General features: G+C 64.7%; 12 protein-coding genes. 5 read left to right on the top strand and 7 right to left on the bottom strand.

What is annotated here, in order from left to right:
• Positions 1-19 precede the first annotated feature (19 nt).
• Both hisI and folE read right to left on the bottom strand, forming a co-directional pair.
• Positions 20-442, bottom strand: coding sequence for a phosphoribosyl-AMP cyclohydrolase (gene hisI / locus SE91_RS10705; RefSeq protein ID WP_061847588.1), 423 nt, complete (start codon positions 440-442; stop codon positions 20-22).
• A 30-nt stretch (positions 443-472) separates the two neighbouring features.
• The gene (gene folE, locus SE91_RS10700) at positions 473-1,165 is read right to left on the bottom strand and encodes a GTP cyclohydrolase I FolE (RefSeq protein WP_061847587.1); all 693 of its coding nucleotides are present in this window, start codon (positions 1,163-1,165) and stop codon (positions 473-475) included.
• A 253-nt stretch (positions 1,166-1,418) separates the two neighbouring features.
• Here folE and SE91_RS10695 point away from each other — a divergent pair, with 253 nt between their 5' ends.
• Positions 1,419-1,874, top strand: a complete 456-nt coding sequence (locus SE91_RS10695; protein WP_061847586.1) for an iron-sulfur cluster assembly scaffold protein — start codon at positions 1,419-1,421, stop codon at positions 1,872-1,874.
• A gap of 114 nt (positions 1,875-1,988) precedes the next feature.
• Here the strand turns inward: SE91_RS10695 and SE91_RS10690 are convergent, their stop codons facing one another.
• A complete protein-coding gene (locus tag SE91_RS10690) occupies positions 1,989-2,897 on the bottom strand; it encodes a COG3904 family protein (RefSeq protein ID WP_008549781.1) in 909 nt (302 codons plus the stop codon).
• A gap of 242 nt (positions 2,898-3,139) precedes the next feature.
• Here SE91_RS10690 and yidD point away from each other — a divergent pair, with 242 nt between their 5' ends.
• Positions 3,140-3,478: a membrane protein insertion efficiency factor YidD gene (yidD, locus tag SE91_RS10685; protein ID WP_061851082.1), complete on the top strand. Its 339-nt coding sequence runs from the start codon at positions 3,140-3,142 to the stop codon at positions 3,476-3,478.
• 92 nt (positions 3,479-3,570) lie between these two features.
• Entirely contained in the window at positions 3,571-3,780 is a 210-nt protein-coding gene (locus SE91_RS10680) for a hypothetical protein (protein WP_061851081.1), read from the top strand.
• Here SE91_RS10680 and SE91_RS10675 read toward each other — a convergent pair whose 3' ends face one another.
• On the bottom strand, positions 3,781-4,995 hold the full coding sequence (locus SE91_RS10675) for a hypothetical protein (RefSeq protein WP_061847585.1): 1,215 nt from the start codon (positions 4,993-4,995) through the stop codon (positions 3,781-3,783). It abuts the gene before it with no gap.
• Positions 4,996-4,997: 2 nt separating this feature from the next.
• Positions 4,998-6,365: an APC family permease gene (locus SE91_RS10670; RefSeq protein WP_061847584.1), complete on the bottom strand. Its 1,368-nt coding sequence runs from the start codon at positions 6,363-6,365 to the stop codon at positions 4,998-5,000.
• A 318-nt stretch (positions 6,366-6,683) separates the two neighbouring features.
• Between SE91_RS10670 and SE91_RS10665 the strand changes: the two genes are divergently transcribed.
• Positions 6,684-8,003, top strand: coding sequence for an alpha/beta hydrolase (locus tag SE91_RS10665; protein WP_061847583.1), 1,320 nt, complete (start codon positions 6,684-6,686; stop codon positions 8,001-8,003).
• 146 nt (positions 8,004-8,149) lie between these two features.
• Here the strand turns inward: SE91_RS10665 and SE91_RS10660 are convergent, their stop codons facing one another.
• Together SE91_RS10660 and SE91_RS10655 are read right to left on the bottom strand one after the other, a co-directional pair.
• Positions 8,150-8,515, bottom strand: a complete 366-nt coding sequence (locus SE91_RS10660; protein WP_060736419.1) for a hypothetical protein — start codon at positions 8,513-8,515, stop codon at positions 8,150-8,152.
• A gap of 91 nt (positions 8,516-8,606) precedes the next feature.
• On the bottom strand, positions 8,607-9,779 hold the full coding sequence (locus SE91_RS10655; RefSeq protein ID WP_061847582.1) for an MFS transporter: 1,173 nt from the start codon (positions 9,777-9,779) through the stop codon (positions 8,607-8,609).
• A 183-nt stretch (positions 9,780-9,962) separates the two neighbouring features.
• On the opposite strand from SE91_RS10655, the gene thrS reads away from it, so the two are divergent.
• A complete protein-coding gene (gene thrS, locus SE91_RS10650) occupies positions 9,963-12,005 on the top strand; it encodes a threonine--tRNA ligase (protein WP_061847581.1) in 2,043 nt (680 codons plus the stop codon).
• Positions 12,006-12,028: the final 23 nt, after the last annotated feature.

Raw genomic sequence — 12,028 nt, 5'->3', positions numbered from 1 at the left:
GCCCCGGAATGACGGAGAGCTATTTCTTATAGACGTCGCTGGGATCGAACAGCCGCTCGGCATCGGCGAGGACCAGCTTCGCTCCCCCGCCCGCTTCCTCGACCTTGCGGTAGAAGCACGACCGCCGCCCGGTGTGGCAGGCCGCGCCGATCTGCTCGACGCGGATCCAGACCGCGTCCTGGTCGCAATCGGTGCGCATCTCGACCACGCGCTGGGTCTGACCTGAGGTCTCACCTTTTCGCCACAAGGCATTGCGCGAGCGGCTGAAGTACCAGGCCTCGCCCGTGGCAATCGTCTTGCGCAGCGCCTCCTCGTTCATGTGGGCGACCATGAGCACGTCGCCGGTCGCGACGTCGGTCGCGACGCAGGTCACGAGGCCGCTGGCGTCGAAGCGCGGCTGGAAGGACAACCCTTCCTCGATCTCATGGGAGTGAGCGGACACAGGCGACCTCGCGGGCCTAACTGCGCGAGGTCAGCGCTGGAGGCCTCGCACCAGGGACAGGAAACGGGCCTGCTCCGCCGGATTGTCGCGGAACATGCCAGTGAAGCGGCTGGTGAAGGTGGAGGCACCATGCTTGGCGACGCCGCGCACCGACATGCAGGTATGCTCGGCCTCGATCAGCACCGCAACGCCGCGCGGCTTGAGGATCTCGTCGATGGCAGCCGCGATCTGCGCCGTCAGGTGCTCCTGGGTCTGGAGCCGGCGGGCGAAGATGTCGGTCAGCCGCGCGAGCTTGGACAGGCCGACGACGCGCTCCACCGGCGTATAGGCGATATGTGCCTTGCCGTAGAACGGCATCATGTGATGCTCGCATTGCGAGGTGAACTCGATGTCGCGCACCAGGACGAAATCATCATAGCCGGCGGTCTCGCCGAAAGTGCGGTCCAGGACCTCGGCCGGGCATTGGTGATAGCCCTGATAGAGCTCGTCGAAGGCCTCGACCACGCGGCGCGGCGTATCGAGCAGGCCCTCGCGCTCGGTGTTCTCGCCGATATAGGCGAGCAGCGTCTTCACCGCCGCTTCCGCCTCGGCACGGGCTGGGCGCGGCTGGTCGGCGCGGACGGCGGCCGCGAGGAATTCGGCGGGATCGAGCTCGGCCGGGCGGCTCTCGGGCTGCCGGTCGGAGGGCTTGTTGGGGCGGATGGATTGGATCGCAGCGTCCATATCGACTCCGTTCGACGGCCTCAAAGGCCGGAGTGTCACCGGCAGACGGGGCGGCAAGCCGCCGGACGCCTGAACAGAACAAGGATCGGCGGAAGGTCCTGAGTCACAACGTCGACAGCGCAGCATCCGGATCACTGCCGCCGCATCGCTGGACTATTTTTCCGCCAGTTCCGTCCCTATATAGGACCGTGAACGGCGCCCGCCAAGGCCGATCCGGCCCGGAAGCGGGCGTGGACGTGTTGGACTCCATCACATGCTGAACGACATCTACAACAAGCGGATCATCGAACTGGCCGGGAATATTCCGCGCCTCGGACGGCTGTCGGCCCCCGACGCCTCCGCCACGGCCCACTCCAAGCTGTGCGGCTCGACCGTGAAGGTCGACCTCAAGATGAACGGGGACACCGTCACCGACTTCGCCCATGACGTGAAGGCCTGCGCACTCGGACAAGCCTCCTCATCCATCATGGCAAGTCACGTGGTCGGCTCGACTGCGAGCGAACTCCGTGAGTTACGCGAAACCGTTCGCAAGATGCTGAAGGAGAACGGCGCCCCTCCTGAAGGCAAATGGGAAGAGATCAAGTTCCTCGAGCCGGTCCGCGACTACAAGGCGCGGCATGCCTCGACGCTGCTCACCTTCGACGCTGTGGTCGATGCCATCGGTCAGATTGAAGCCAAGGCGAAGCAGCCGGCGGCAGCGCAGGGCTGAACACCCACGTCATTCCGGGGTGTTGCAAAGCGACGAACCCGGAATCCGGAGATTGCAGGGGGAGGTTCCGGGTTCGCGCTGCGCACCCCGGAACGACGATCAAGATTTTAGAACTTACTTCTGCGGCGCTGGTGTAGCCGGGGCCGCCACCCCGCCCGTGGGCACCAAGGCTTCCGCGGTCTTGGTCGATTTCGCAGGCTGCGCCTGCTCCGGTTCCGTGCCGAACCTCGCCTGCGTCTTCGGTGCAAGCTCCGCCACTGCCGGCGCTGAGATGTCCACGTGCGGCAGGACGTCGGCCACGAGATCCGTCGTCACGACGTTGGTGAGCTTGAGCTCGCCGGCGTCGAGCCGGTGCAGATCCTCCCACGGCGGCACGCTGAGCGCGAGCGACAAGAGATCACCGGTGCCGCCCATGTCGAAGGTGTATTTGGCGAGCCGGCCGATATCGCGTTCCACGATCATCAGGTCCTGCGCGCTGTAGCTCGCAGCCTTCGCATCGTCGGCGCGATCGCCCATCCAGATCTGATGCACCCGGACGTGAGCGGCTTCCGGCACGTAGCGCTTCTTGCCGGCCAGCAGCAGGAACACGCACATGGATTCGCAATAGGCTTGGGGCGCGACCGCCGGACGGGCGCCTTGCCCGCCGCGGTTCTGGAGGCTGATGCCGACCGTCGTCAGGAGGCCGAGATTGCGGAAGCGCCGACCGAGGGTGATCGCATCATTGACCGAACCGCCGCTGGAATCGAGCACCACGGTGGCACCGCCGAGCTGGCGTCCGCGGGAAAACTCCTCGAAGTCCTTCGGCGTATCGGCGGTGATGATGCCGACCGCGCTGACCCAGCCACGGCAGTTCGGCTCACAGGCAACCCAATTGAACTTCATCGGCAGCTTGCGCTCTTCGAGAGCGCTACCCGCCCGGGCCGACGACCCGAATGTCGCGACGGCACCAGCCAGCGCGACTCCACAAACGGCGGTTCCCACCAGCAACCAGCCGCGAAGGTTGAGCGACGTCAGAAGTTTCAAACTGATCCCTTCCCCAAGCCCATTTGGCGCGATTATCCCCGCTTCGCGCTCGATGAGTCCATCATACAGTCGTATGTTTTCACGAGTGTCATAAAAATGGTATCCGGGGGAATACAGCTCGTCTACACGGACTTGCTGCAGTGCTCCCAAAAAGCACGGAAAATATGGCGCGAAAACAACAGCTTGCTGTTCCCTGCATCGGAACCGAGCAATGCATCGCCTACGATCGCAGCAAAGCGCACATGAAGCATTCAGTCTGCCAGCACTGTTCCACTCCCGTCGCGGGCGCACTTCGGCTCCCGCGCAGATTCGGTCGTGCGCTGATCTGGCTCTATCGGCACACGCTGTCGCCCCTCGTCGGCTACAACTGCCGACACCTGCCGACCTGCTCGGTCTACGGCGACGAAGCGATCGAACGGTTCGGACTCTGGGGCGGCGGATGGATGACGCTGGCGCGTCTGCTGCGTTGCAATCCCTTCGGCACATCCGGCATCGACAACGTGCCGCTGACACCCCCGCAGGGCGCGCGCTGGTATCTGCCCTGGCGCTACGGCCGCTGGCGCGGGGTCAACTCATCCTGAGCCTGCTGCAGTGCTTTGCGCATCGCTGCCTCTCCTGGAACAGGAAATTTGCTCTCGCGTTGATGTGCTGCTCCCATAGGGAGGAAACAACAATGCGCTGGAAAATGAGCCCCCATTTTCCCTTCGGCCTTGGGCCCAGCCGCGGTCGGGCGGGCCATCACGACCCCAGAACCATCGATCTGCTCGCGATCATCGCCCTGCTGATCCTCATACTCGGCTCCGGCTGGTACCTGTCGACGAGCCTTGCGACAGCCCCGAGCACGACGTCATTCATCGTGCCGAGCCAGAGCGTGCACTGGTAGCTACCGAAACCAGAAGGACCGTCCGGACTGCGGCGGGATCGACTCCGGTGGGCGCAGCCGCTTCGGACGCGGCGGCTTTGGCGGCGGCTCGGCGGACGAGGTGGCTTCCGCCGCCGGCGCAGCCTCGCTGCCCGGCACCTTCACCGACAGCAGCAGGTTCGACTCGTGCGTGCGCCAGCGATAGCCGACGCCGAAATCGACCGGCTGGGCGCGCCTAAACAGCTCGGCGTAGCGCTCCTGGTGGCGGCCGGGGAATTCATCGATCGGACCGAGATAGCGACCGAATGGGAAGAGTCGCCATTGCCGCGCATTGTAGTTCGCGAGCGGAATGCCGGAATCGTCCTGGAGGATGGTGGCGCTGTTGGCGAGCAGCCAGTCGCGCGCGACGGTGAAATTGCCGGAATGCAGGAGATAGGACGCGCTCTTGATCAGGCTGTTGCCGGGGCCAAGCGTCTCGCAGAATTTCAGGAAACCGGTCGCGCGTGCCCCGGAATTGGAAAGGTCGGTCGAGAAATAGTACAGCGTGCGCGCTTCCCCTTCGCTGCTGGCGAAGGTGATACGGACGCCGCGCGTCGCGTTCCGTCCCGGATTGTCGCCGCCGACATGCATCCCGCCCTTGTCGTCGAGCGCGACCGTCTCGACGTTGCGGATGGTCTTGCCGGAACGGGCGAGGAAGACATAGAGAATCGGCAACGTGCCGTTGACCTGGTTGGCGCTCAAGTCGACCTTCATCTGCTTGGTGATGAAGAACGAGAAGCTCAGGATCGAGCCGAGCGAGCGCTCGACATTGTAGAGCGCGGCGCCGACCGAACCGCGTGGCAGCCGCGTCAGGTCGGGCACGGCCCCCACTGGCTCGAGCGCGCCGAGCACATAGGTGCTGGCCTTGGGATAGAAGGTGTTGGCGTAGAGGAAATCCGGACCGCTGAACAAGTAGAACATGGTCGGCCGGGGCGCGGCCAGATTGACGTCGGCCCAACTGCGGATCTTCGAGAGTTGCCGCTGCTCGAGCTGGGCGAACGCGCCGTCGAAGAATTTTGCGTGCCGCTGCCAGGCGGGGTCCCTGGTGAGCGGCAGCAGCGGCGAGTCCGCCGAAGGCTGCATGCCCGCAAGGAAGCGCGCGGTGTCGTCGAAGGTGACCTCCGCCGCATGCGTGGACGAGACGACCGCTGCCAGCAGGGCAAGAGCGACGGTCGCAATTCTGAAGGCTCGGACCATTTCTATTCGCGATGTGGTGAAGCGGCAACGGCGACCGGCCGCCTGCGGAAAACAGCATAAATCAACAGGCCCGAGAGCATGACGAGCATCCCCGACAGCGACTGCAACGGTCGCTCGGTCAAGAGGTAGTACATCATGAACGCGGTCACGAGCAGGAAAACGAGTGGCGTGAACGGGTATCCCCAGGCGCGATAGGGCCTGGGAAGATCGGGATCCGTGATGCGAAGCTTGATGACCCCGGCGACGGTGAAGAACGAGCAGAACAGCAGCGCGAACTGGATGAAGTCGAGGACCGCCTCGAAGCTGCGCGTGAACAGCAGCAGGTTGGCGATGGCGAGCTGAAACAGGATGGCATAGGCCGGCGCGCCACTCATCGATCGCTTCGAGAATACGCGGAGCGCCGGAATGTCCTCCCCCATCGTCATCATCACGCGCGGGCCGATCCACATCATCGCGCTGATCGAGGAGATCAGGCCGACACAGATCATGGCGCCGACGATCCGGCCGCCCAGATCGCCGAAGATGGCGCTGCCGGCGACGCTGGCGACGTCGAGCTGGCCGGCGAGCGCGCTAACCGGTGTCGAATAAAGGAACACCGCGTTCAGCGCGACGTAGAGAACGAGCACGATCAGCGTGCCCAGGAGCAACGCGCGCGGCAGGCTGCGCTGCGGCGTCTTCATCTCGCCGATGATGTAGGTCGCGGCATTCCATCCCGAGAACGAATACATCACGAACACGAGCCCGATCGCGAAGGGGGCGCTGACGATGTGGACGAGATCGCCCGGCTGCGGCGTAAAGGCGATCTGCTGCGGCACGCCGATGACGAAGCCGGCCACCAGGACGGCGACGATCAGCACCACCTTCAGAATCGTAGAGATCAGCTGGAACGTGGCGGAATGCCTGACGCCGGTCAGCTGCACGAGCGAGACCAGCCACACCACCCCGATGGCGAGCGGGATCGCTGGCAGATCGGGCGCGACCGATTTGGCGTATTCGCCGAACGCCATCGCCGCGAGCGCGACCGGCGCCGCAAACCCCACCGTCGCCGACACCCAGCCGGCGAGGAAGCCGAAAGCGGGATGATAGGCGCGGCCGAGGAAATTGTACTCGCCGCTCGAGCGCGGAAACATCGCACCCAATTCGCTGTAGGAGAACACCCCGCACAGGGCGACAATGCCGCCGACCGTCCAGAGCAGCAGGATCGAGAAACCGGACGGAATGTCCTTGACCTGAAAACCGAGGCTGGTGAAGACGCCGACCCCAATCATGTCGGCAACGACGATGGCGGTTGCGACGGGAACGGAGACCCCCGACCCGCTTCCGGTCAGCCGGCCGGTCCAGGGCGCGGTACCCGCATCTGATGCCGTCATCGGGGTCCTCAAACCTCAGGCCTCACCCCTCGTGGGAGCCATCGTGCAGATTGCTCCAGTCAATTCAAGCAGGGTTAACAAGGGTTAAATGAGGCAAGTCAGCCGGGTATCTTGGCACCTTTATGGGCAAGAAGCCTGCACCGCCGCCGGACAATGACGTCTCCTTCCCCACAATCACGACACGATTGCATGGTCCCCTAAGCGTTCCGGATGTGGGGAGGTTTCTCCGGACGCTTAACGTCGCCTAAACGCCAGTCGGCTCAATTGTCTAGAAATGCCGATGGACGTGACTTGATGTGACTTCGGGGTCATGGGTGGATGGTCGGGGCCGTTCCGAAATCGAGAGCTGACACGCGTGCCGGCCGGACCACGTCCGGCGCGCGTGGTCGTTTGCTCCGGGCCAGCCTGATCCCAGCCTTGGTGCCGCTGTCTCTGACGCTGGCTCAATGCGGCAAGGCGCCCGATCCGGCGGCGCTCGCGGCGAACTCGCAGGCCAATGTCCAGGTGGTCGCCAAAACGAATACGCGGGTGGCAAGCGCCGACACGTTCGAGGATCGCTTCCCTGCCCCGCAGTTTAGGGAGCGTTTCCCCTCGACGAGCGAGAGCTTTCTGCAGCGGCAGATGTCGGACTTCTCGCCCAAGCGTGCCGTGCAGCCGCAGCCCGAGCAGGCGCCCTACAAGGTGGCTTCGCTCGAACCGCAGCTCCCCTACAAGCGTCCACCGCGCGAGGACCTGACGACGCTCGTCAGCATGAAATCGTCGGCCTTCCCCTATTTCGGCAACACCCCCGCCTCCGACGCGCCCTTCCTCAACATCTCCAAGGGCGACCGCCGCGGTCACCGCAGCTATTCGGGGCGCGTTTACTGGCAGGACGAAACCTACAATGACAGCCGCGTGCTGGTGCACATCCCCGAGCATTTCGACGTGCGCAAGCCCGGCGTGATCGTGGTGTTCTTCCACGGCAATGGCGCGACGCTGGAGCGTGACGTGCGCGACCGGCAGATGGTGCCGAAACAGATCACCGATTCCGGTGCCAATGCGATCCTGCTGGCGCCGCAGATGGCGGTCGACGCCGCCGATTCCAGCGCAGGAAAATTCTGGCAGGCGGGCGGCTTCAAGCGCTTCATGGAGGAGTCGGCCGCCCATCTGGCCCGGCTCACCGGCGATCCCAACAGCGCGCGCGCCTTCGCCACCATGCCGATCGTGATCGTCGGCTATAGCGGTGGCTTCCTGCCGACGGCCTGGAGCCTGGAGGTCGGCGGCATCAGCGATCGAGTCCGCGGCGTCGTGTTGCTCGACGCGGTCTACGGCGAAATGGACAAGTTCGCCTCCTGGATCGAAAGCCATCGCTCCGGCTTCTTCGTCAGCGCCTACACGCGCTACACTGCGCGGCGCGACCGCGAGTTGATGAGCATGCTGCGGCAGAAGGGCATCAGCGTCTCCGAGGACATGGACGGGCCGTTGCGCCCCGGCAGCGTCGTGTTCGTGGAGACCGGCGAAGGCATCACCCATCGCGACTACGTCACGCGGGCCTGGACGCGGGATCCGCTGAAGGACGTGCTGGTGAAGATGTCGGCGACGCCTTCGCTCGCGCTGACGCGCGTCGCCTCCACCAATCCATCCGCATCGAGCCGCTAAGCGCGATGAGTCTTGGATGAATCGTCATCGCGCTGTGGCCTGTCGTTTGAGCATGATCTCTTCGGAAAACCGCTACGCAGCTTTCCGCGTCATGCTTTCGGCCGCGATCGCTCGGCCGTATCGGCCGAGCACGAGCCTGCTCGACCTCAGGTCTTCGGCAGCTTCGGAATGCTCTCGGCAAAGCCGTTGAAGCAGGCCAGTCGCTCGTCCTCTTCCTTGAAGAAACGGCAATCGGCGTAGCCCTTGGCCTTCGCCGGCTTCGGCTTCGGGGCCGGCGGAATCACGGCGTCGTAGCAGTTGAGACGGTCCTTGGTGCCGTCATCGATCTCGAGGCAGGCCTGGAGCCGCACCGCGATCGACTGCGGCTTGCCCTTCGGGGCGGCGGCAGCCTCTTTGGTCCCTTTCGGCTTGACCTGCACCAGCGGCTTGTCCCCCACCATCGGTGGCTTATCGGCTTGCGCGAACGCGGAGGCTGAATAGAGCACCGCGGCAACCGCCAGAATCATCCTCATTTCAGTCCACTCTCTTTGGTCCCCATCACCGGCCTTCTAGCGCCCTCACGCGCGGTTTGCCAAGCACCTTGCGCACGGGAAAGCGCGGGATTCAGGCCAGCGCGGCAGCAGCCGGCCGGGGCCGGGTCAGGACCACCAGGATCAGCGCCGTCACGACGAAACCGACCGCGACGAAGCCGAGCGTGTGCAGGAGCTCGCGGGCGAACAGCAGCCCGCCGATGGCCGAGCCGACCGCCTGACCGATATAGAGGACGGACGTGTTGAGGGCGACGGTCGCCGACGCCAGCGACGGCGCGGCCGCGACCAACCGCACCTGCTGCATCGAATTGGTCGAGGCAAAGCCGAGGCCCCAGACCGCGACCGCGCCCGCCATCAACACCAACGTGCCGGCGCCGAGCGCCCAGCCCGTGATGCCCGCAAGCAGCAGAGAGGTGAACAGCAGCGAGGTGCGGTAAGGGCCCGAGGTGTCGACGATGCGGGTCGCGACGGCGACGCCGAGGAAGCCGCAGATGCCGTAGAGCGCGAACACCATGCCGATGGCATCGGGACCGGCGCCGGTCAGCTTGTTGAGCAGCGGACCCATATAGGTGAACACCACGAACTGTCCGGACATTTGCAGCATGGTGATCGCAAGCAGGAGCAGGATCGTCTTGCTGCGGCCGACCGCGGCCCAGGTCTTGATGTCCACCGGCGTGCCCTTCAGGTCCACCGGAAGACGCAGCATCAAGAGCAGGAAGCTGATGCAGCCGAGTGCTCCGATCCCGCCATAGGCGGCGCGCCAGCCATAGCGGCTGGCGATGAAAGTGATCAGCGGCAGGCCGACGGCCGCAGCGAGCGACCAGCCGAGGAAGATGTAGGCGATGGTGCTGCCGCGCCGCTCCACCGGCACGATCAGCGCCGCCGTGCCCGCGGCCTGCGGCGTATAGAGCGCACCGATCGCGAGCATCACCAGACGGATCGCGAGCAGGCTCGCATAGTCGGGCGCGAAGGCCGAGGCGAGATTGCCGATGGCAAGCACCGCCAACGTGGTCGTGAGCAGCGTCCGCCGTTCGATGCGGCTGGTCAGCCAGGCCGTCAGCGGCGAGCCGATGCACAACGTGATCGCACCGAAGGTGATGAGCAGCCCGGCCGCATGGATGCTGACGTCGAGCCCGCTCGCCAATTCCGGCAGCATGCCCGCCGGCGCCAGCACCGAGCAGCCGGTGACGATGTTGCCGAGCATCAGGGCGGTGGGCGCGAACCGAGGAGCGCGGGGCTTTTCCATGCAAATGCATGTAAGCGGGCGCTCAGCCAATGAAAGGCCCCTCGCGAAATAGTTGGCGCGCGCGGCGGCATTGCGCGCGGATTTTCTTGGAAATGCCCGATTGCGCAGGCCGAATCGCCTGATATATCGCTCGTTCCCGCTTACCTGCGCTCGTTCGCAGGAGTGAGCCTCAGGAGTAAAGCAATGACCGATCAGCCCAAATCCGAATCCGGCTTCCAGTACTCCCTCAGCAATCTGAAGCCCGTGACCCCCGCCGCCAAAGTCACCCTCACCTTCCCGGACGGCGCCCGGCGCGAATACGACAAGAGCATCACCGGCCTCGAGATCGCCAAGGGCATCTCGCCGTCGCTGGCCAAGCGCACGGTCGCGATGGCGCTCGACGGCGTCATCGCCGACCTCGACGATCCCATCGAAGCCGATGCCAAGATCGAGCTGATCAACCGCGACGATCCCCGCGCGCTCGAATTGATCCGCCACGACTGCGCCCACGTGCTGGCCGAAGCCGTGCAATCGCTCTGGCCCGGCACCCAGGTCACCATCGGCCCGGTGATCGAGAACGGCTTCTATTACGACTTCTTCCGCAACGAGCCGTTCACCCCGGAAGATTTTGCCGCGATCGAGAAGAAGATGCGCGAGATCATCGCGCGCGACAAACCCTTCACCAAGGAAGTCTGGGATCGCGAAAAGACCAAGCAGGTGTTCCGCGACAAGGGCGAGGCCTTCAAGGTCGAGCTGGTCGATGCCATTCCCGGCAACGAGCCGATCAAGATCTACTACCAAGGCGACTGGTTCGACCTCTGCCGCGGCCCGCACATGACCTCGACCGGCAAGGTCGGCAACGCCTTCAAGCTGATGAAGGTGGCCGGCGCCTATTGGCGCGGCGACAGCAACAATCCGATGCTGACCCGCATCTACGGCACCGCCTTCGCCAAGCAGGAGGACCTCGACGCTTACCTCAAGCAGATCGAGGAAGCCGAAAAGCGCGACCATCGCAAGCTCGGGCGCGAGCTCGACCTCTTCCATTTCCAGGAGGAAGGTCCGGGCGTCGTGTTCTGGCACCCGAAGGGCTGGACCATCTTCCAACAGCTGATCGCCTATATGCGGCGGCGTCTGACCGGCGACTACAGCGAGGTCAACGCGCCCCAGATCCTGGACAAGGTGCTGTGGGAGACCTCGGGCCATTGGGGCTGGTATCGCGAGAACATGTTCGCGGCGCAGTCGGCCGGCGACGAGGCCGAGGACAAGCGCTGGTTCGCGCTCAAGCCCATGAACTGCCCCGGTCATGTGCAGATCTTCAAGCACGGCCTGAAGAGCTATCGCGACCTGCCGCTGCGCCTTGCCGAATTCGGAGTGGTGCACCGCTACGAGCCCTCCGGCGCCATGCACGGGTTGATGCGCGTGCGCGGCTTCACCCAGGACGATGCGCACGTCTTCTGCACCGAGGACCAGCTCGCCGATGAATGCCTGAAGATCAACGATCTGATCCTGTCCACCTATGCGGACTTCGGCTTCACCGGGGATCTCACCGTGAAGCTGTCGACCCGGCCGGAAAAGCGCGTCGGCACCGATGCGATGTGGGACCACGCCGAGCGGGTAATGGCGACGGTGCTGCGCGAGATCCAGTCGCAGAACAACCACATCAAGACCGAGATCAATCCGGGCGAAGGCGCCTTCTACGGGCCGAAGTTCGAATATGTGCTGCGCGACGCCATCGGCCGCGACTGGCAGTGCGGCACCACGCAGGTCGACTTCAACCTGCCGGAGCGGTTCGGGGCCTTCTACATCGACCATGACGGTGGCAAGAAGCCGCCGGTGATGGTGCATCGCGCGATCTGCGGCTCGATGGAGCGTTATATCGGCATCCTCATCGAGCACTATGCCGGCAACTTCCCGCTCTGGCTGTCGCCGGTGCAGGTGGTGGTCACCACCATCACCTCCGAGGCCGACGACTACGCCAAGCAGGTCGTCGAGCAGGCGCGCCGCGCAGGCCTTCGGGTCGAGATCGACCTGCGCAACGAGAAGATCAACTACAAGGTCCGCGAGCACTCGCTGGCCAAGATCCCGGCGCTGCTGGTGGTCGGCAAGAAGGAAGCTGAGACGCAATCGGTCTCGGTCCGCCGCCTCGGCAGCGACGGCCAGAAGGTGATGACGACGGTAGAGGCGATCACCGCCCTGCTCGACGAGGCGACCCCGCCGGACGTCCGGCGGGCGCGCGGCGCCGTCTGATCCCTGAAATCTGTCTAAACTCG

The sequence above is a fragment of the Bradyrhizobium sp. DOA1 genome (assembly GCF_001593325.1).
Classification (GTDB): Bacteria; Pseudomonadota; Alphaproteobacteria; order Rhizobiales; family Xanthobacteraceae; genus Bradyrhizobium.
This window is presented reverse-complemented; position numbering and strand designations above follow the sequence as displayed.